The organism is Paenibacillus sp. 05T425 (assembly GCF_056396205.1).
Genome location: NZ_JBFTLA010000002.1, coordinates 16,340 through 34,982, shown reverse-complemented (window position 1 = coordinate 34,982; position 18,643 = coordinate 16,340). Strand labels below are relative to the sequence as shown.

Annotated in this window: 23 protein-coding genes and 1 tRNA gene; 3 read left to right on the top strand and 21 right to left on the bottom strand. The window is 46.9% G+C overall.

Annotation, left to right across the window (positions count from 1 at the left end; translation table 11 throughout):
- Positions 1-6: 6 nt before the first annotated feature.
- The 3 genes from AC1DF0_RS04010 to AC1DF0_RS04000 form a co-directional block, all read right to left on the bottom strand.
- Entirely contained in the window at positions 7-909 is a 903-nt protein-coding gene (locus AC1DF0_RS04010; RefSeq protein WP_477573141.1) for a DUF2232 domain-containing protein, read from the bottom strand.
- Positions 910-1,077: 168 nt separating this feature from the next.
- Positions 1,078-1,506: a CBS domain-containing protein gene (locus tag AC1DF0_RS04005; protein ID WP_337103856.1), complete on the bottom strand. Its 429-nt coding sequence runs from the start codon at positions 1,504-1,506 to the stop codon at positions 1,078-1,080.
- A gap of 62 nt (positions 1,507-1,568) precedes the next feature.
- Positions 1,569-2,618 (bottom strand): LCP family protein, encoded by a 1,050-nt coding sequence (locus tag AC1DF0_RS04000; RefSeq protein WP_477573140.1) that lies wholly within the window; start codon positions 2,616-2,618, stop codon positions 1,569-1,571.
- Between the two features lie 226 nt (positions 2,619-2,844).
- Between AC1DF0_RS04000 and AC1DF0_RS03995 the strand changes: the two genes are divergently transcribed.
- Entirely contained in the window at positions 2,845-3,198 is a 354-nt protein-coding gene (locus AC1DF0_RS03995; RefSeq protein ID WP_475823011.1) for a magnetosome magnetite crystal formation protein family, read from the top strand.
- A gap of 38 nt (positions 3,199-3,236) precedes the next feature.
- Here the strand turns inward: AC1DF0_RS03995 and AC1DF0_RS03990 are convergent, their stop codons facing one another.
- The 6 genes from AC1DF0_RS03990 to AC1DF0_RS03965 all read right to left on the bottom strand — a co-directional run bounded on the left by AC1DF0_RS03990 (position 3,237) and on the right by AC1DF0_RS03965 (position 7,339).
- A complete protein-coding gene (locus AC1DF0_RS03990) occupies positions 3,237-3,575 on the bottom strand; it encodes an MmcQ/YjbR family DNA-binding protein (protein WP_337103853.1) in 339 nt (112 codons plus the stop codon).
- Between the two features lie 156 nt (positions 3,576-3,731).
- Positions 3,732-4,886, bottom strand: a complete 1,155-nt coding sequence (locus AC1DF0_RS03985; protein ID WP_477573139.1) for a cation:proton antiporter — start codon at positions 4,884-4,886, stop codon at positions 3,732-3,734.
- Between the two features lie 129 nt (positions 4,887-5,015).
- Positions 5,016-5,300 (bottom strand): 30S ribosomal protein S18, encoded by a 285-nt coding sequence (rpsR, locus tag AC1DF0_RS03980; protein WP_307204231.1) that lies wholly within the window; start codon positions 5,298-5,300, stop codon positions 5,016-5,018.
- A 27-nt stretch (positions 5,301-5,327) separates the two neighbouring features.
- Positions 5,328-5,858, bottom strand: a complete 531-nt coding sequence (gene ssb / locus AC1DF0_RS03975; RefSeq protein ID WP_442049850.1) for a single-stranded DNA-binding protein — start codon at positions 5,856-5,858, stop codon at positions 5,328-5,330.
- Positions 5,859-5,894: 36 nt separating this feature from the next.
- Positions 5,895-6,179, bottom strand: a complete 285-nt coding sequence (gene rpsF / locus AC1DF0_RS03970; protein ID WP_442049851.1) for a 30S ribosomal protein S6 — start codon at positions 6,177-6,179, stop codon at positions 5,895-5,897.
- Between the two features lie 173 nt (positions 6,180-6,352).
- Complete coding sequence (locus tag AC1DF0_RS03965; RefSeq protein WP_442049852.1) at positions 6,353-7,339, bottom strand: ABC transporter substrate-binding protein; 987 nt, start codon at positions 7,337-7,339, stop codon at positions 6,353-6,355.
- 245 nt (positions 7,340-7,584) lie between these two features.
- On the opposite strand from AC1DF0_RS03965, the gene AC1DF0_RS03960 reads away from it, so the two are divergent.
- Positions 7,585-7,767 (top strand): YjzC family protein, encoded by a 183-nt coding sequence (locus tag AC1DF0_RS03960; RefSeq protein WP_442049853.1) that lies wholly within the window; start codon positions 7,585-7,587, stop codon positions 7,765-7,767.
- Between the two features lie 375 nt (positions 7,768-8,142).
- On the opposite strand, the gene AC1DF0_RS03955 is transcribed toward AC1DF0_RS03960, so the two are convergent.
- The 5 genes from AC1DF0_RS03955 to AC1DF0_RS03935 all read right to left on the bottom strand — a co-directional run bounded on the left by AC1DF0_RS03955 (position 8,143) and on the right by AC1DF0_RS03935 (position 10,227).
- Complete coding sequence (locus tag AC1DF0_RS03955) at positions 8,143-8,601, bottom strand: helix-hairpin-helix domain-containing protein (protein WP_442049854.1); 459 nt, start codon at positions 8,599-8,601, stop codon at positions 8,143-8,145.
- Between the two features lie 81 nt (positions 8,602-8,682).
- A tRNA-Ser gene (locus tag AC1DF0_RS03950) sits at positions 8,683-8,773 on the bottom strand.
- 87 nt (positions 8,774-8,860) lie between these two features.
- On the bottom strand, positions 8,861-9,070 hold the full coding sequence (locus tag AC1DF0_RS03945) for a DUF951 domain-containing protein (protein ID WP_442049855.1): 210 nt from the start codon (positions 9,068-9,070) through the stop codon (positions 8,861-8,863).
- Complete coding sequence (locus AC1DF0_RS03940; protein ID WP_477573138.1) at positions 9,060-9,935, bottom strand: mechanosensitive ion channel family protein; 876 nt, start codon at positions 9,933-9,935, stop codon at positions 9,060-9,062. The genes AC1DF0_RS03945 and AC1DF0_RS03940 overlap by 11 nt, the downstream gene beginning before the upstream one ends.
- Before the next feature lie 49 nt (positions 9,936-9,984).
- Positions 9,985-10,227, bottom strand: a complete 243-nt coding sequence (locus AC1DF0_RS03935) for a putative Se/S carrier protein (RefSeq protein ID WP_442049857.1) — start codon at positions 10,225-10,227, stop codon at positions 9,985-9,987.
- 109 nt (positions 10,228-10,336) lie between these two features.
- On the opposite strand from AC1DF0_RS03935, the gene yyaC reads away from it, so the two are divergent.
- The gene (gene yyaC / locus AC1DF0_RS03930; protein ID WP_442049858.1) at positions 10,337-10,960 is read left to right on the top strand and encodes a spore protease YyaC; all 624 of its coding nucleotides are present in this window, start codon (positions 10,337-10,339) and stop codon (positions 10,958-10,960) included.
- 36 nt (positions 10,961-10,996) lie between these two features.
- Here the strand turns inward: yyaC and AC1DF0_RS03925 are convergent, their stop codons facing one another.
- The 7 genes from AC1DF0_RS03925 to mnmG form a co-directional block, all read right to left on the bottom strand.
- Positions 10,997-11,479, bottom strand: coding sequence for a DUF4446 family protein (locus AC1DF0_RS03925; protein WP_442049859.1), 483 nt, complete (start codon positions 11,477-11,479; stop codon positions 10,997-10,999).
- A 26-nt stretch (positions 11,480-11,505) separates the two neighbouring features.
- Positions 11,506-12,678: an aminotransferase class V-fold PLP-dependent enzyme gene (locus AC1DF0_RS03920; RefSeq protein ID WP_442049860.1), complete on the bottom strand. Its 1,173-nt coding sequence runs from the start codon at positions 12,676-12,678 to the stop codon at positions 11,506-11,508.
- A gap of 123 nt (positions 12,679-12,801) precedes the next feature.
- On the bottom strand, positions 12,802-13,653 hold the full coding sequence (locus tag AC1DF0_RS03915; protein ID WP_337103839.1) for a ParB/RepB/Spo0J family partition protein: 852 nt from the start codon (positions 13,651-13,653) through the stop codon (positions 12,802-12,804).
- On the bottom strand, positions 13,634-14,407 hold the full coding sequence (locus AC1DF0_RS03910) for a ParA family protein (protein ID WP_477573137.1): 774 nt from the start codon (positions 14,405-14,407) through the stop codon (positions 13,634-13,636). Before AC1DF0_RS03910 ends, AC1DF0_RS03915 begins: the two co-directional genes overlap by 20 nt.
- 205 nt (positions 14,408-14,612) lie before the next feature.
- Positions 14,613-15,431, bottom strand: a complete 819-nt coding sequence (gene noc, locus AC1DF0_RS03905; RefSeq protein ID WP_475823022.1) for a nucleoid occlusion protein — start codon at positions 15,429-15,431, stop codon at positions 14,613-14,615.
- Between the two features lie 581 nt (positions 15,432-16,012).
- The gene (rsmG, locus tag AC1DF0_RS03900) at positions 16,013-16,738 is read right to left on the bottom strand and encodes a 16S rRNA (guanine(527)-N(7))-methyltransferase RsmG (RefSeq protein WP_442049862.1); all 726 of its coding nucleotides are present in this window, start codon (positions 16,736-16,738) and stop codon (positions 16,013-16,015) included.
- A gap of 8 nt (positions 16,739-16,746) precedes the next feature.
- Positions 16,747-18,636 (bottom strand): tRNA uridine-5-carboxymethylaminomethyl(34) synthesis enzyme MnmG, encoded by a 1,890-nt coding sequence (mnmG, locus tag AC1DF0_RS03895; RefSeq protein ID WP_477573136.1) that lies wholly within the window; start codon positions 18,634-18,636, stop codon positions 16,747-16,749.
- Positions 18,637-18,643 lie beyond the last annotated feature (7 nt).

Sequence of the window (18,643 nt, the reverse complement as noted above, 5' to 3'; positions counted from 1 at the left end):
CCCGTGTTATGATTTGACAAACGACTTCCGGATCGGAAAGGCAGTATCCAGCAAACCAATCAAACAAAGAGGCGGGAATAGAAGCACTGGAATTGCGATAAGAATCGGTACGGCTCCATTCCATTTCCGATGATAAGCGAGATAGAAGAAAAAGCCGATCGTCTGAATCGAAAATACATAACCGAGCAATGGCACCAAATTGGTCAGCGCCACGGCAAAATAAGTTTCGCTCGTGCTGGATGTGAACATCTGCATTACGTAGGTAATCAGGTAAAGGAACACGAGCAAGCGCGGCAGACGCCAGTCCTTCGCCTTCGTGAAGGCCGGCACTTCAAGTCCGCTGTTGTTCACAATACGTCTTGCCAAATACTGCGTTAAGATCGCATACAGCAGCGAAGTCATCATGAACGTAAGCGGAATCGCGTTCACAATCGTACGAATCATCATTTCTGTCGTATCGGAATTCCATTCCTTCGGCAGAAGCCCTTGCGCAGTAAGATCGGTAACCGTAGTACGGATCATCGAGCTAAGCTCTCCAATAATGGAGGTATCCAGCATCGTCTCCGATATGAGCAGCAGAAGCATCATTTGCGCCAGCACAACAAGCGTTACGGTACGTATGACGCTGGACGCCCTTGACTTCATCTTGTACATTATACCCATCGCAATCGATGGCAGAACGAAGAACAAGCCGACAATCAGCACCGGCAGTCCAATCACCCATGTGGCGAGCGCGAAGGGAATAATAAGATGGATGGCGAACGAAGTCTTCGGCAGAATCGCGTACAACACAACAATTGGCACCATCATGAACATAACAGTAAGAACATTGAGAAGCGGCACAGCAATAGACATTAGTAATAAGAGTGCCACGAAGCTCCATAGCACTGGTTTCAAGCCGGTTTTCAAACCGTTCACCTCTTGCGCATGTAATCTGATATTTGGGCGAAACTTTACAACTCATTATAGCACAAAAGCAAAACATATCACGCACTACAGATTTGGCGTCGATTGAATACAAAAGAGGCGAAATCCGATTATGAATTCCGCCTCTATCCTACGAGATAAAGCAATTAATTAGTCCTGCATCACATTATTATGTTGTTCAAAAATCAGCTTCTCGCAATAATCGATAATTTCGCTCCTGCGCACAATGCCGATGAACCGGTTCATATCGTCCACGACAGGGACAAAGTTCTGCGCCTTCGCGAGCGAGATAAGATCGTTCATATTGGAGTCGATTCGAACCGAACGGTTATTCATCCGCAGCGGCACCTCCGACAGGCTGATCTTGCTCGTCTGGTCGAAGCCAAGATCCGTTCGGCTCTTCAAGAACCATAGCAGATCGCCCTCCGTCACCGTTCCAACATAACCGCCCTCATCGTCTATGATCGGCACCGCCGAATAACGATGATACTCCATTCGCTCCAGCGTCTGCCTGAGCGTCGCATCGACCGTAACGGTCACAACCTCCTGCTTCGGAAGCAAAAAAAACGCAATATTCATTTAGAAAACAACTCCGTTCCGTATGCTCTGCTATAGTCTAGAGCGATAACAGCCGTTTTAGCTTACTCTACTTCTTTATTCTCGCTAGAGAGCGATTGTACCTCTTTTTCTTTCTGAGCCATATATTTCTCGGGCAGTTGCAGCGCAGCTGCCGGCGTATCTTCATTCAACCAATTGTCGATCATAACCTTCACATTTGACAAGTCCTCTTCATCGGCAAAATAATACCAAATCCCGCCGCTGACGAGCCTTCTGCCCTCTCCCGTGAGAGAATGGCTGTAGATATGGCGCTCCTTCGAAAGCAGCAGCGACTGAGCCAGGTCAAGCATTTGGTCAGGACGCATATCCGTCTCGAAGTTGTTGCCCATAATATCGATCAGCTCCGGAATCTTCGTCCACTGATTCATGCTCGACGCCTTATCCATCATCGCGCCGAGGAAGGTCTGTTGTCGCTCCGTCCGGCTAATATCGCCGCCAGCATCCTCGCGGTAGCGTACATAATAGAGCGCATCTTGCCCGTTATAGCTGCTCTGCCCGCCCTTGATCGTGAACTTCTCATGGTTCGGATCCTTATTAACGATGTCCTCTTCTATCGGAAGCGAGATGCCGCCGAGCGCGTCAATCGCCTCGCGGAAGCCTTCGAAGTTGATCGAGGCGTAGTAGTTGATCGGCGCATCGAACAAGTTCTCCACCGTGTCCATCGCCATTCCCGCTCCGCCGAATGCATACGCATGAGTAATTTTGTCCTCTTTGTCCTTGCCTACGATTTCCGTATACGTATCCCGAGGGATCGAGACCATTAGCAGATTGCCGTCAGACGGCCGTACGACCGTATAGATCATCGTATCCGAACGCCCAATCTCCTTGTCCCGCTGATCGACCCCAAGCAGCAGCACGGAGAACGGATCCTGCTCCTCTGCAGTAAAGGTTACCGGCATGGGCTCGCGTCCAAGGACCGGTTTATATGTTTTCTCCAGCTGTTTCTCTATTTGTCCGGCAACGAACCAATCCAATCCTAGCGCAGCCAGCGCGCCTCGATTGAAATAACCTGCAACTGCAGCGATGACCAATATGGCAGCTGTCGCCGACAGCCATTTATACTTTCTTTTCATAGCAGATTGCTCCCATTCACTCTGTTGTCACTTTCGCTCATCTTACATTCTAGACGATCTATTATAACAACAGGTTACAAAACTTTTACAACGGATTGGTGGCAAATGTGGAAAAATGCAGATAAAACTTGTAAATGATTAGAAAATTAAAAAGAGGTCTATTGGCTCTCGGCATCGAATACAATCATTGCATAAATATGTTAATAGGAAAGGGTGATCAATAATTATGCAACATCCATCCATCAATCCCGACAGCTCATCGACTGGTCTTGATCCCAAGGTTGCAGCATTGCTATGTTATTTAGCCGGCTTCATTACAGGCATCATCTTCCTGGTCATCGAGAAGCAAAGCCGTTACGTCAGGCTGCATGCCATGCAGTCGACCGTTATTTTCGCGGCAATCTTGATCATCAACATCGTTTTGGGCTTCATTCCGTTCCTTGGCTGGCTGCTCGGACTTCTGCTATCGCTGGCTACCTTCGTGCTTTGGATTGGTCTTATGGTGCTGGCGCTGCAAGGCAGAATCTACAAGCTTCCTGTAGTAGGCGACTTCTGCGAGAAACAGCTAAGCAGGTTCTAAACACAATGCTCTCAGCAGCTATCTTACTAAACGCAGCGCTAGCCTAAACCGTGTTTTCTTCGATCAGCCTTCGTGAGACTGGCAACAACGAGCTCATAGGAATGATCAATCATTGCATGCAGCTCCTCCTCGGACAAGGAAGCATCGATATGCACGGTATTCCAATGCTTCTTGTTCAAGTGATAACCAGGCTTCACGGCTTCGTGCTGTTCGCGCAAGTTTTGGGCGATGACGGGATCGCACTTAAGCGAGATCGATTGATCGCCGAATAAAGCGAACATTTTTCCTGCAACCTTCATCACGAGCGGTTCGGGACCGAACGGATATTCCTCTGTTGCGCCCGTCATCTGCGCGCAATACATAACAAGCTGCTGCATACCATCATTCTCCTTTCCATTCGTTAGTCATCATCCATTATAACGAATACAATAGAGGGTTCGCATCTCTATTGTCATTTCAGCGCCAATAGGCTGCCCTCCGCTCACTTTCGAGCATAGGGCAGCCTATTGGCTGTTTCTTTTTTCGAATATAGATTAAGCGGCTCCCTCTTGACGTTCCTTCGGAAACAACACCTTAAGCAGGGGCGGCGTTACGAGCGTCGTAATAATGACCACCATAATAACCGAAGTGAAATAGGCAGAAGGCAGCAGACCCGATTGCAGGCCCGATGCGGCGATAATAAGCGCCACTTCGCCCCTTGATACCATTCCCGCTCCGATCGCTAGCGAAGATCTTGTATTGAAACCCGTTAATCGCGCACCGATTCCGCCGCCTAGCAGCTTCGCCGCAATGGCCACAATGGACAATACCACAATGAAGGCAATCTGATTCCCGAGCCCTGTGAACGTAATATTGAGTCCAATGCTGACGAAGAAGACAGGCACGAATAGCGCATTTGCTATAACCGCTACCTTCGTATCAACCTCATGCTGGAACGACGTCTGCGAAATTGCGATGCCCGCTGCGAAAGCGCCAATAATGCCCGCTACGCCCATCCATTCGGCGAAGTAGGCGCTGGCCAGGCATACGATAAGAGCGCCGCTTATGGCCGTCTCCGTCACTTTAAGTCGTGAGATCAGTTTCATGAAAGGCGGAATGATCCATATAGCTGCAGCTATAATAACGATGAAGAATAACACCTTCTTGCCAATTAGCAGCGGCAGCGACACATCGCCGCCCCCTCCTAGCATACTCATCATGACGGCGAGCAACACAACGACTACCACATCGTCCACGACTGCTGCGCCAAGTACCGTCGTCCCTTCTCTTGAGCCAAGCTGGTTCATCTCTTTCAACGTTTGAACGGATATGCTGACGGAAGTCGCGCAAAGCAGCAAGCCTAGGTAGAGCGATTCGTTACTCGAGAGCCCGAAAGCTTCGGCTATGGCGTATCCGCCTATGAACGGCAGTATAACGCCGCCTATCGCCACGGCGAACGCGGACTTCCAATTGTCGCGGAGCTGCTTCAAGTCCGTCTCCAGTCCGGCGATGAACATTAATAGCAGCACGCCGATCTCGGCCATATGATCGATGAATTCACTTGGCTCCACCCATCCGAGCAGAGCAGGGCCGATAATAATGCCGGCAATCAACTTACCCAGCACAGATGGCTGCCCTAGACGTACGGAGAGATGGCCGGCAAGCTTCGTTGCAACAATAATGATGGCTAATTGTAGAATGAATAACATGATGGTTCCCTCCAAACATTGTTACTAATATACAACGGGGGTTCGTATTTATTCATACGAACCCCCGTAAATAAACAGAGGAGCCCGCTTGTGGCAGGCTCCTCCGAATATTGCTTATTCAATTAGCGACTATTCAGTCGTGTATGGAAGCAATGCGATTTGACGCGAACGTTTAACAGCGACAGTAAGCAAGCGTTGGTATTTCGCGCTTGTACCCGTTACACGACGTGGCAAGATTTTGCCGCGCTCGCTGATGAACTTCTTGAGCAAATCAGTATCTTTATAATCAATGTGAGTAATTTTGTTCACAGTGAAGAAACATACTTTACGACGTTTGTTACGGCCGCCTTTACGTCCGCTGAACTTACGTTCTGGACGCTCATCTCCGCCGTTATCTCTTTGCTTGAAAGCCATGAGTCATATCCTCCGTTTCGCAATAAATTAAAATGGCAAATCATCTTCCGAAATATCAATCGGGCGTCCGTCATCCTGGAAAGGATCACGGCTGTTGCTATTCGAGTTATTACCGGAACGATTGCCGCCGCCATAGGAAGAGTTGCCTCCGCCGTATGAGCCGCCTCCGCTGCTATTGCTTGTACCGCCGCCGGTAGCACTGTACCCGCTGCCGCCCTCTTCACGCGCTCCGCCTTCTTTGTTGGATTCCAAGAACCGAACGTTATCAGCGATAACTTCCGTCACGTAGACGCGTTTGCCTTCGTTGTTCTCGTAATTCCGCACTTGAATGCGTCCTTCAACCGCTGTTAAGCGGCCTTTGCGTAAATAGTTGGCGCAAGTCTCAGCAAGCTGCCGCCAAGTTACGACCGGAATGAAATCCGCTTCGCGCTCGCCCTGTCCGCTCGTGAACGGACGGTCAACCGCAATCGTAAACTGCGTTACCGCAACACCCGCAGGCGTATAGCGAAGCTCGGGGTCTCTCGTCAATCTGCCAATCAGTATAACACGGTTCAACATCGTTTCCGACCTCCCAATCGCTTGCGTTGACTAGACTTAAGCTACGTCTCTGACGATCAATGTACGGATAACTTCATCCGTAATCTTCATGACGCGGTCAAGTTCATTCACAACTTCAGTCGTTGCGTTGAAATGTACCAGTACAAAGTACCCGTCACGAAGCTTATTGATCTCATACGCAAGACGGCGTTTTCCGATCACGTCTGTTTTCGTGACTTCTCCACCGTTGGAGATAATGCCATTGAATTTATCAACGAGAGCTTGAAGAGCCTCTTGCTCAACGTCTGGACGAATGATGTACATTACTTCATATTTGCGCATATTGTTTCACCTCCTTTTGGACTAACGGCCCCATAAATGGAGCAAGGAACGAGCCATAGGCTCGCATCTCTATACTATATCAAATTGAATACCACATGACAAGTGCGCTTTACTTGTAAAATAAAGAAGAGCCGTCCCTCGTTCGCTGCGAAGGTACGGCTCTTTTAAATTTATTACTTCACGATGCTTTCCAATACATCGTCGATGACTTGGGAGAAAGCTACCGTTCCCCCATACAGCCAGCTCGACGAAGCTGGATACTCATAGACATTGCCGCTTTTTACAGCCGGAATCTCTTTCCAGATCGGATCGTTAAGCATCTCGGAACCTGAATCCTTGTCGCTGTTGATCAAGAACAGATGGTCAGCATCAAGCTCCGCCAGTTTCTCAAGCGAGATCGCCTTCCAGTTGCCGCCTTCTGTAGCGGAAACTTCTTTAACGACCTCTGGAACTGGAATGCCGAGCTCTTCATACAGCAAGGAACCGGTAGACAAGCCTTCACTTACCATGTAGAAGTTTTTTCCTACCAGCCAGATCGCTGCCGCGGATTCGCCTGGTGCTGCTGCTGCGATTTTTTCCTTCGCTTCTTTTGCTTTGGCATCATAGGTCTCCAGCGCCTTCTTAGCTTCTGCATCTTTGCCCAATACTTCGCCAACCTTGAACAAAGCTTCGCGCCAGTTGTTATTGATGTCGTCACCAAGAACGAACGTAGGAGCGATTTTGTTATATTGATCGTATTTTCCTTCAACCGTTGAAGACATGCCCACAATAATAAGGTCCGGCTCCAAAGCAGTTACCGCTTCGAATGGAAGGTCATGCGCCAGTGTAGGCACGCCAGCAAGATCACCTTGCAGATAATCCTGAATTCCGTTCGGCACTGACCATTGCGCTACAGGTTTAACGCCTAGAGCAACCAAGTGATCCTCTAGGTAGGATGCGATAATGCGTTGCGGATCCGCAGGAATCTTCACTTCGTTGCCTAGTCCGTCCACTAACATTTTCTCTTCCGCAGCGGCCGATGCATCCGTTGCAGCAGGTGCATTCGTTGCCGCATTACCGGCATTTTTATTATTATCGCTTGCGCCGCATGCTGCGAGCCATAACGACATAACCATCAAACTAATCAATACGAATACAAATTTCTTGTTGCGTAATAACAAGGTACTTCCCCCTAATAAGTAAGTTTCTTATGAACGCACAACACGGCACGTCTTCTATACCTTTAAAATGATAACAATTCTCATTATCAAAGTCAATCGTTCTAATTTCGGCAAATTTATGAACGTACATGCGACAACCGTATTCTGCTACTTATGTGATGAGCGTTTACTGCTCATACTAAAATCCGAGCGACCATAGACAGGTGCTCAGTATTATCAATTCAATAAAGCTGGAGGCGATCGGCATGGGCGAATGGACATTATTTTCACCGGGCGACAAAGCTCCTAATGACGGCACTTATATTGAGGATGGAGTCAATTCGTATCATATGGGGATTCAGAATCCGAAGAAAGTAACGCTTAGTAAGGGCCAGCGCTTTCCCGACACGTCGAATCATGAACGCAAGTGGAAACGAATGGGTCATTAATTTTTTTGTAAATGTGATGAATAGTAAAGCGGATATCGGGTCATATTAATATCGACGGTGATTAGAGAGGTGTGGTTCCGTTGAACCGTTTGGTGAAAGGGCCTTTAGAGGATTTCGTCCACTCAGTTTAGAAGCGGAGGGTTGTGCCAAAGACTACCGTCTGTAACACACGCGCATTCGAGCAACCATATATACACCGTTCAAACGGATATGTATGTCTGTGCTCAAAAGGGTAATGAAGCTATCAGCTGATTTGTTCCGATTGACGAATGATGGCTCATGCTTTCTGTAATTTGTAGTGTGAATTGATCGACTCAACTTATCAAACACCGTCCAAGGAGAGAGCTCGCGAGAGCTCTCTTCTTGCTTGTAGTTTCATTGATGCCAAGCTTTAGCTGGCCGATCAGCCGGATATCCGTTTTCGCTTCTGTACGCTTTACGCTCGGCGGTAAAGTCCCACCACTGCTTGTCGCTGCCCGGATGATGGGCATGATGGACAGCCAGTCGCATCACATCCTCTACGCAAGGATCCATCCAGACGCCATGGAGCTTCTCTAGACGGTTAACAAGCTCCTCGCCGCCCTCTCCCCCATCTTTAATGTCCTGCAGCGTGTGGAAGCCCAGCTCTACAAGATTATGCGCTAATGATGGACCAATAGAGGGTACTCGCTGAAACTGTGCTAAGGCGCATAGCAGACTCGCCCTGTCTTCGCTAATGTCCAGGCTTCCAGCCATTTCAGATGGGCTGTAATCAGCGATCTGAGCTAACTTGATCTTTAGCGTTCTAAGGCGCTTACGTTCATCATCGGTTAACGGCAGCTTTGGCGTACTCATTGGTTGTACCCTCATTTCTCTTCAATATTAAGACACAAAAAAAACGATCCGCGTGCGAACCGTTTGACTGTTAGTTATAAGTGGCGGAGAAGGTGGGATTCGAACCCACGCACGCTTTGACACGCCTAGCTGATTTCGAGTCAGCCCCCTTGGGCCTCTTGGGTACCTCTCCGCATTCAAGACAAAAATTATCTTAACATATAGGACAGACTATTGCAACACCTAGCATGAAATATTTTTGATCTCGCAGTGTGCCTATTTATTGCTGCTCTTCCTGTGCCTTTGTCCTAAGTACTTTTTTCATGTTTTTCTCGAACTTCGCTCGTGGCACGAGAACGCTATGCTTGCAGCCTACACATTTGATTCGTATATCCATCCCCATGCGTATAATCTCCATTTCATTCGATCCACAGGGATGCTGCTTCTTCATTAGAACAATGTCCCCAAGCTCGAATTGCTTACGCTCCATCCTTCACGCCTCCCTTCTCATTCCGTTGAAAGGTAACCATCCTCGGATACGGAATTTCGATCCCATTCTCATCAAGCGCCTTCTTAATCTCAATATTCAGCTTACGCGCCATCACTGGATGTGTATTCGGCTTGCATTCAGCTATGATTCGAACCGTTACGCCGGATGCCGCAATGGTCTGAATACCGAGCACCTCCGGTGCATTAACCAAATTTTCATCTTGCATGCCGGCCATCGTCTTCCGTATAACTTCAAGTGCGCGATCGACGTCTTCTTCGAAAGCGACTGCAACATCGACAACAGCGACTGTATTGTTGATAGAGAAGTTCGTCACTTCATTTATCATTCCATTCGGAATAATATGTATCTCGCCTGTCCAGCTTTGTATCCGAGTCGTTCGAAGTCCGATCATCTCTACCGTCCCTTTGAACTGGCCCGTCTGGATAACATCGCCTACAGCGAACTGGTCCTCCAAGACAATGAAGAAACCCGTAATGACATCCTTCACCAAGCTCTGCGCACCGAACCCGATCGCAAGCCCAAGTACGCCTGCTCCTGCCAGCAATGGCCCTAGATTTATTCCGAACTCAGACAATATGAGCATAGCCGCTATAAAATAAATAACGTAAGAAGCGACGTTATTCATGAGCTTGCCGACCGTCGTCATTCGCCTGCCTTGACTGGAAGGCCGCTTCGCCTCCCGCTCCAGCACAACACGGTTAATCGTCTTATGAATAATCCAAACGGCAATCCGGCATATAACCAGAATAAGAACGATTCTCAGAACCGAAGTGCCAAAGCCTTGCCATAGTTCCTTGTCCGTCACCCAATTTACACTGTTTGTATACAATTCTCGAATGGACATTGGAACCATCCCTCCATTGCCTTTAATCCCCTGTTAGCCTCAGGCTAACCTATATGTCTATTTGGACATATCCTGCAACCGTATCCGGCTTGAATATGCCTCTTATTTCTACATGTTCCTGCTCGATGACATCCTTAACCGTCTCCATATCCTCTTCCGGAAAATGAATCGATAAGGCGCAGCCTGCCGTAATTTCTTTCGGCGTTGGACAAATATCAATATCAACATCAGCGTATTCCAGCAGCATTTCCGCCCGTAGCGCCTGCTGCGTGGAGTCAAATGCGATTAGCATACGCACCTCCAGCATTTCAGTTCGTACTTTTTTACTATGTGAGCCTACGTATAAAATGGTTGTCCTATCCATATACTAGTATCATATTTGCAATTAGCGGAGGGATTCTATGAAGCTACCATTTATGAAGGAAACACCTTTGAAGGTACCTTACACGACCGCGAATGTAGTCGGGCTGCTCGTTAACCGGATAACCTCAATGCTCGATGAACAGGCTGGCAAACGCCCTCTTGTTATTGTATGCGTCGGTACTGACCGCTCGACCGGCGATTCGCTAGGTCCGCTTATCGGCACTTCCTTGTCCAAATTCAGAAGCCCTCATTATGCCTTGTTCGGTACGCTGGAAGAACCCGTTCATGCCATGAATCTAGAAGAAACTCTTCTAGAAATCAATCGCCGATTCCATAAGCCCTTCATTATCGGCATTGATGCCTGCCTCGGCCAAGTATCGAGCGTTGGCTCTATACAAGTCGGCTCTGGTCCGGTTCGTCCAGGCGCCGGCGTGAACAAAGACCTGCCTCCTGTTGGCGATATGCATATTACGGGCATCGTTAATGTTGGCGGGTTCATGGAGTATTTTGTCCTGCAGAACACTCGCTTGCACCTGGTTATGAAGATGGCAGACATCATTTCGTTAAGCTTATTTACCGCTGTAGCTAATTCAGTTCATATTGCGTCCAGTACCCGTGAACAAACCGCTGCCTCCGAATACACATCCCATTTGCATCTATAAATGATAGGAGTCCATAAAACCGCTGTGTGGCCCTTATTACTTCGCTGTCTGAATCGCTTTTCGTTCTTCAGGTGTTAGCGGATACGGGGACTCGCCCTTCTCAATTGGTTTGGCATACACGTACGTATTTTCTCTGCTATGAATGCCCGATAGTACAGCCCCGTCATTGGATTCATTCACTATGGCGATGGAGAAGCTTAAGTCGCTTCCCTGCTCTGCGAATGCATTATAACGAAGCACACCTACTCTGCCCTTCTGCTGAGGCAGCGCTTGCTCTACTGTAGCGAGCTGCGTCTGCAAACGTTCAATCGTTTGGGCTTGTTTGTTCAGCCCATCCTTCATTTCAACGATTACATCTTCGAAGTTTGTTATGCCCGTATTCCCCATCACTTCAGTATATTGTTTCCTTAATCGTTTCAACCTACTGCCAAGCACCGCGATCCAAATGAATAAAATAATAACGAATAAAGCAACTACTGCCGTTACTGCATTCATCGGATTTGTCGTCCAGTCTTCCATGGTTGTCTTCCGCCCCCATTTTAATTCTACAATCCGTAGTTCTTCGTTATCTCCGTCATCGCATTCGTCAAGGCATCGACTTCATCCTCAGTTGTGAACAAGCCTACACTTGCTCTTATTGCACCTGTAGATGTTGTTCCGGCGCATGCATGTGCGAGCGGCGTACAGTGGAAACCCGCCCTTACTGCAATGCTATAATGCTGATCAAGTATGAAGGACAACTCAGACGGATCAATTCCATCTATAATAAAAGCAACAATTCCTGTACGCTGCTCCCCAAGCTTTGGACCTAACAGCTTCAACCCCGGCACTGTACTTAGCCCCTCCATCATTCGCTGAGCGAGCGTCCATTCTTTAGTATGGATGTTCTGTACTGTCTCATTCAACACATACTGTACGCCGGCTCTAAGCCCTGCTAGGCCTGGCGTATTCTGCGTGCCCGCTTCATACCGATCCGGCCTTACCTGAGGCTGTTCACGCGCCTCAGACTGGCTTCCAGTGCCGCCATGCAGCAATGGCACCAGATCCACCTCAGGATCGATATACAAGCCTCCTGTGCCCTGTGGGCCAAGCAATCCTTTATGTCCTGGAAATGCCAGCAGATCAATACCCATCCCTCTTACGTCCACCGGAAGAATACCTGCGCTTTGCGCTGCATCTACAAGAAGCTTTATGCCTTTGCTTTTCGTCAACTCAGCTATCTTATCTATGGGTATAATCGTTCCGAGCAGGTTCGAACTGTGATTAGCAACGACTAACGTTGTATTGGACTGTATCGCTGCGGCTACATCGTCAATATTAATGTTCCCTCGTTCGTCCCCTTCTACATACGTCACTTCAATGCCAATCGTTTGCTCTAAATAATATAGAGGTCTTCTTACTGAATTATGTTCAACGGATGTCGTAATGACATGGTCACCTGGCTTAACCCATCCTTTAATCGCCATATTTAGCGCCATCGTTGTATTGGAAGCGAATGCGATGTCATTTGGGTTTTTTATATTAAACAGTTTGGCAAGCTGCTTGCGTGTATCGAACAATACGCGACTAGCTCTTACCGCCATCGCATGACTGCCTCTCCCTGGATTAGCAGCATCATGGAGCATAGCCTGTACAACCGCGTCTGTCACCTGTGGCGGTTTAGGCCACGAGGTAGCGGCATGATCTAAATATATGAGCGGCTGTTCGCCATTCCCCACTCCAATCACTTCCTTCTATAAAATTCGTTACTAATATACCTTTTAAGGCATAACAATGGCATACCTTAGTTTAATCTTTCAAATCGAAGATTACAACTCGGGTATGCCATTGTTCAGCAGGTATTATGCCATGTATTGAAGCAGCTCCAATAGTCGTTCCAAATCCTGTTTGCTATAGTATTGGAGCTCGATTTTACCTTTATCCTTTTGCTGCTTAATCTTCACTGTCGTCTTAAACCGATCTCGCAAAGATTCTTCCAAATGATCGATATACGGATCGCGTTTTTTCTGGCTAAGCTTCGTTTTGCTTTCCGGTTGCTTGGCATCAAGCTTCTGTATCGCTTCTTCAAGATCACGAACAGTCCACTCTTGACTTACGATGCGATCAGCGAATTCTCTCTGAATCACTTCGTCCTTAATACCGACCAACGCCCTCGCATGACCCATTGATATTGTTCCACGTGAAACATTATCTTTGATTTCCGTCGGAAGGCTTAACAGTCGAACGAAGTTTGCAATATGGGAACGAGATTTGCCTACCTTCATTGACAACTCTTCTTGCGTTAACTTGAACTTATCCATAAGCGCTTGATAAGCAATAGCTGTCTCAATCGCATTCAGATCTTCACGTTGAAGGTTCTCGATGAGGGCAATCTCCATTACCTGCTGATCGGAGAAGCTTCTTACTACTGCAGGAACGGTTGTGTTGCCGCAAAGCTGAGATGCACGGAAACGTCTCTCCCCTGCAATAATCTCATATCCCTTAAGCACAGTGCGAACGATGATCGGCTGAATAACGCCATGCTGCTTAATGGATTCAGCTAATTCCTTAATGGAATCCTCATCAAACGTTTTACGCGGTTGATATGGATTCGGTCGTAGCTGTGCTAACGATACATCAATGACCTTATCGTCATCATTGACAGATAGCGATGGTATTAGTGCGTCTAATCCTCTACCTAGCCGCTTGCTCATACGTTATCACTTCCTTCGCGAGTTCAAGATAAACTTCCGCGCCTTTGGATCGTGGGTCGTAGGTGATAATCGCTTGCCCGTGTGAAGGAGCTTCGCTCAGACGCACGTTGCGCGGAATGATGGTTTGGTACACCTTTTGCTGAAAATACTTTTTGACTTCTTCGATGACTTGAATGCCAAGATTGGTTCTTGCATCAAGCATCGTAAGTAATACGCCTTCAATTTGAAGTGTCGTATTAAGATGTTTCTGAACAAGTCGAACTGTATTCAATAATTGGCTCAGACCTTCAAGCGCATAATACTCGCATTGAATTGGAATCAGAACGGAGTCAGCTGCCGTTAATGAGTTAATTGTCAATATACCCAATKACGGTGGGCAATCGATAAGAATATAGTCGAACTGATCTTTGACCATGTGCAAAGACTTCTTAAGTCTAAGCTCACGCGAGATCGTAGGTACTAATTCAATCTCAGCACCTGCTAGCTGTATGGTTGCAGGAATGATTTTTAAGCCAGGAACGTTCGTTTCCACCATAGCATCCTTAGGATGGACTTCATTAATAAGCACATCATAAATACAATTGGCTACATCCGCCTTGTTGATGCCAAGCCCGCTCGTTGTGTTTCCTTGGGGATCTATATCAACGAGCAATACCCTTCTACCCAACGACGCTAGACATGCAGCCAAATTAACGGACGTAGTCGTCTTACCGACACCGCCCTTCTGATTGGCAATAGCAATTATTTTGGACAAAACTGTCTCACCTCTTATGCAAAACTATTATAAAAAACCATACACAAGCGAAATACTTGTGCCTCTACATTGTTGAAAATACGGCTACAAATGGCATCGCCGCCCTCAGCGAGGGCGGCATCGAGCATGATTCATTGCTGCATTGCGTAACCGTGCCAAGCAGCTATATGTATCATTTTATAACGAATATAAGTATCGATCATTGCTATCTTTTTGGAATTTGGATGACGATTTCATAATGATCGTCATGATCCTTCTCGTTCGTCTTAATTTGCAGACCTGAACCAGATACCATCTCAATCGATTGACGGATCGTATTCAACGCAAGACGTACATCTTTCGTGAACGATATGCGCTTAGCTTTCTTCAGCTTCGTCGACTCTTTCAAAAAGGCGATTCGAACCTCAGTTTGCTTCACATTCAAATCTTTAGTTAGTATTTCGTCCAAAACTTTATGCTGCAGCTCTTCATTATCCAAGGAAAGAAGTGCGCGGGCATGTCGTTCTGTAATTTTTCGTTCCGCTAGCGCTTGCTTGATGGTGTCACTTAACGCCAACAATCTAAGCTTATTAGCGATGGTTGATTGACTTTTGCCAAGCCGCTGCGCCAAGCTTTCTTGCGTTAATTCATGCAATTCAATTAGCTTCTGATAGGCTATCGCTTCTTCTATAGCGGTTAACCCTTCACGTTGCAAGTTCTCAATAAGAGCAATTGAAGCCGTCTGGGAATCATTGAATTCTCGCACAATGCCTGGAATCGTATCGTACCCGAGCTTAGTTACAGCACGCCAACGGCGTTCTCCAGCAATAATTTCATACCTGCCATTACGCATACGGACCACAATAGGTTGAATAACACCATGAGTCTTAATCGTTTGGCATAATTCATCAATACGATCATCATCGAAGATCGTACGTGGCTGGAATGGGCTCGCATCAATATCCTGAATCGGAATCTGACGAACCTCTTCTTGCGCGATGCGCTGCTCGGATAAGCCGAATAAACGAGAAAATTGTTCTTTCATATCGATAATTACCACCCGATCATGAGATAAACCTTCCAAACTATCCTATTTTCTTGCTATCACGCTACCATTTTTACGTAGGGAACCACATTTCATTGATGATGATTATCCTGTAAAGTTTAATTATAAACCTATTACCAGGCATCATCAAGCACGATCAATCAATCCTGTAGTCATAGGACTTAGAATGAATCATGCTCTGAATAATAAACCTACTGATTGGTAGAAATGCTTGAGGGACGACATGAAAGAATGATAGATTTGAAGGTTTTTGCAATAAACTCGCTTTAACAGCAGGATTGGATGCTCCAGACTATCCATTAGTTAAGCGTTAAGCAATCTAGCTTAATCAACTATAGTCATGGTATAAGCGGAGCTTCCTCCTCTATTGTGATGTTAAGCGTTAGAAACTGTCGCAACTACGAGCCAACAAGCTTATATCACGTCCATTACATCCATAACATTATAATTCGACTTAATGAGGTCTATCTCCTGCTTGATAATCGTTCAATTCCATATAAATGTATAAATGCTCAGCAGATCATTTTGAATGTTCCACGTGAAACATTCATCACTACATCTTAACCAATAAGCGGCTGCTTAAGTGGTGTTCCTGCTTTTCTTGGGTATTTACGAGGAGTCGCGTCGAGCTTCTCTATAATGACGATATGTCGTTCCGATTGTTCATTCGGAAGCTGCAGCTGATGCTGAACTTTAATCTTCGCCTTAAGCTCACGCAAGCTGAATGACGCCTCTCGCACCTCTTCCTCCGACTGGGAGCCTTTCATAGCAGCGAATAGTCCGTTTTTGCGAACGAAGGGTAAACAAAACTCATTTAATACATTCAATCTTGCGACCGCTCTTGCGGTAACTAGATCATAGCTGTCTCTATGCTCTGGCAGCTTCGCAATATCTTCAGCACGACCATGAACACAGGAAACATCCGAAACACCTAATTGCTCCACTAGAAAATTAAGAAACTGGATCCGCTTGTTCAATGAATCAACGATTGTCACTTTAAGATGAGGGAAACAAATTTTAAGTGGAATACTTGGGAAGCCTGCGCCGGAACCAATATCGGCTATCCTCTCAACCTTATCTATATTTACAAAAAAAGAAAGCGACGCCGAATCGTAAAAATGTTTCTCGTATACGGCGTCCCTTTCCGTTATGCCCGTCAAATTCATCTTTTCGTTCCATTCCACTAACAAACGGAAATAGGTGTCGAATTGCTCAAGCTGTAGTGGAGAGAGCGTGATTCCGCTCTCCTCCATACGTGATGTAAACCATTGCAACGTTTGATCCATAAGCTTAACTATCCTCTCGCCGCTATTACGCGATTATAATGCTCAAGATATACAAGCAAGATAGAGATATCCGCTGGCGTTACGCCGGCAATCCGCGAAGCCTGCCCGATAGACAGTGGACGAATAACAGCCAGCTTCTGCTTCGCCTCGGAAGCAAGACCATGAACCTGGCTATATTCGATATCATCCGGGATACGTTTCTTCTCCATTTTATTAAGACGCTCTACTTGAATCAGCTGCTTCTCGATATATCCTGCATATTTAATTTGGATCTCAACTTGCTCTTTCATCTCTTCCGTCAGTTCATGTTCCGATGAAGGTACAACCGACTCCACCATTGCATACGTGATTTCAGGTCTTCTTAACAGCGACAACGCATCGGCACCATTCGTCATTGGAGTCGATCCAGCAGCTGTCAGCATCTCAAGCACATCGTCTGGTTTCACTTTCGTCGACTTCAACCGTTCAATCTCAAGCTCAACCAGCTCTTTCTTGCGAAGGAACTTGGCATACCGTTCTTCTGAAATAAGACCGATCTCATGACCGATAGGTGTAAGACGAAGATCCGCATTATCGTGGCGAAGCAACAGGCGATATTCGGCACGAGATGTCAGCAATCGATAAGGATCATTCGTCCCTTTCGTTACGAGATCATCGATCATAACACCGATATAACCTTGCGAACGATCAATAATTACAGGCTCTTTGCCTTGTACTTTGCGCGCTGCATTAATACCCGCAATGATCCCTTGTCCTGCTGCTTCTTCATAACCGGAAGTTCCGTTGATTTGTCCAGCTGTGAATAACCCATCAACGACCTTTGTCTCCAGGGATGGCCATAGCTGTGTCGGTACTACCGCATCGTATTCAATTGCGTAACCGTTACGCATCATCTCAACATTTTCCAATCCTGGGATTGATCGTAAGATCCCGAGTTGTACATCCTCAGGCATACTTGTGGATAACCCTTGGACGTAATATTCCGACGTGTGCTTGCCTTCTGGCTCAAGGAAAATCTGATGCTTCGGTTTATCTGCAAAGCGGACAATTTTATCTTCAATAGATGGGCAATAGCGCGGCCCAGTGCCTTCGATCGCACCTGAGAACATCGGCGCGCGGTGTAAGTTATCATTGATAATCTTATGCGTTGCTTCAGATGTGTACGTCAGCCAACAAGGCAACTGTTCGTTATCCGACGATTCCGTCTCATGGGAGAAGAACTTCGGCGACTCGTCGCCAGGCTGAATTTCCGTCTTGGAGAAATCAATCGTATCCTTATGGACGCGCGGCGGCGTACCCGTCTTGAATCGGACAAGCTCGAACCCGTGCTCCTTCAGACTCGCGGACAGCCTTACGGAAGGCTGCTGGTTGTTCGGGCCGCTTTCATACATAAGCTCACCCATAATGATTTTGCCGCGCAAGTACGTGCCTGTTGTAACGATAACAGCGCGTGCACGATACTCTGCGCYTGTCTTCGTTGTAATGCCGACAATTTTGCCTTCTTCGACAATAATCTCCTCTGCCATCCCTTGTCTCAATGTCAGATTATCGGTCTCTTCAATCGTTTTCTTCATCGTATGCTGATAGGAGAATTTATCTGCTTGCGCACGCAGAGCATGAACAGCCGGCCCCTTACCCGTATTCAGCATCCGCATTTGAATAAACGTTTTGTCGATATTGCGTCCCATCTCGCCGCCCAATGCATCAATCTCGCGCACGACATGGCCTTTCGCCGGTCCGCCGATAGACGGATTGCAAGGCATGAATGCCACCATATCCAGGTTAATCGTTAAGAGCAGCGTATTGCAGCCCATCCTTGCCGAAGCAAGCGCTGACTCGCAGCCCGCGTGACCAGCTCCAATAACGATAACATCAAATTCACCAGCTAAATAACCCATTATTTAT

Excerpts from the sequence above, each read along its gene's own strand:
- AC1DF0_RS04005 (WP_337103856.1), bottom strand. The coding sequence starts at position 1,506 with ATGAATATTGCGTTTTTTTTGCTTCCGAAGCAGGAGGTTGTGACCGTT.
- AC1DF0_RS04000 (WP_477573140.1), bottom strand. The coding sequence starts at position 2,618 with ATGAAAAGAAAGTATAAATGGCTGTCGGCGACAGCTGCCATATTGGTC.
- AC1DF0_RS03995 (WP_475823011.1), top strand. The coding sequence starts at position 2,845 with ATGCAACATCCATCCATCAATCCCGACAGCTCATCGACTGGTCTTGAT.
- AC1DF0_RS03990 (WP_337103853.1), bottom strand. The coding sequence starts at position 3,575 with ATGCAGCAGCTTGTTATGTATTGCGCGCAGATGACGGGCGCAACAGAG.
- AC1DF0_RS03985 (WP_477573139.1), bottom strand. The coding sequence starts at position 4,886 with ATGTTATTCATTCTACAATTAGCCATCATTATTGTTGCAACGAAGCTT.
- rpsR (WP_307204231.1), bottom strand. The coding sequence starts at position 5,300 with ATGGCTTTCAAGCAAAGAGATAACGGCGGAGATGAGCGTCCAGAACGT.
- ssb (WP_442049850.1), bottom strand. The coding sequence starts at position 5,858 with ATGTTGAACCGTGTTATACTGATTGGCAGATTGACGAGAGACCCCGAG.
- rpsF (WP_442049851.1), bottom strand. The coding sequence starts at position 6,179 with ATGCGCAAATATGAAGTAATGTACATCATTCGTCCAGACGTTGAGCAA.
- AC1DF0_RS03960 (WP_442049853.1), top strand. The coding sequence starts at position 7,585 with ATGGGCGAATGGACATTATTTTCACCGGGCGACAAAGCTCCTAATGAC.
- AC1DF0_RS03955 (WP_442049854.1), bottom strand. The coding sequence starts at position 8,601 with ATGAGTACGCCAAAGCTGCCGTTAACCGATGATGAACGTAAGCGCCTT.
- AC1DF0_RS03945 (WP_442049855.1), bottom strand. The coding sequence starts at position 9,070 with ATGGAGCGTAAGCAATTCGAGCTTGGGGACATTGTTCTAATGAAGAAG.
- AC1DF0_RS03940 (WP_477573138.1), bottom strand. The coding sequence starts at position 9,935 with ATGTCCATTCGAGAATTGTATACAAACAGTGTAAATTGGGTGACGGAC.
- AC1DF0_RS03935 (WP_442049857.1), bottom strand. The coding sequence starts at position 10,227 with ATGCTAATCGCATTTGACTCCACGCAGCAGGCGCTACGGGCGGAAATG.
- yyaC (WP_442049858.1), top strand. The coding sequence starts at position 10,337 with ATGAAGCTACCATTTATGAAGGAAACACCTTTGAAGGTACCTTACACG.
- AC1DF0_RS03925 (WP_442049859.1), bottom strand. The coding sequence starts at position 11,479 with ATGGAAGACTGGACGACAAATCCGATGAATGCAGTAACGGCAGTAGTT.
- AC1DF0_RS03915 (WP_337103839.1), bottom strand. The coding sequence starts at position 13,653 with ATGAGCAAGCGGCTAGGTAGAGGATTAGACGCACTAATACCATCGCTA.
- noc (WP_475823022.1), bottom strand. The coding sequence starts at position 15,431 with ATGAAAGAACAATTTTCTCGTTTATTCGGCTTATCCGAGCAGCGCATC.
- rsmG (WP_442049862.1), bottom strand. The coding sequence starts at position 16,738 with ATGGATCAAACGTTGCAATGGTTTACATCACGTATGGAGGAGAGCGGA.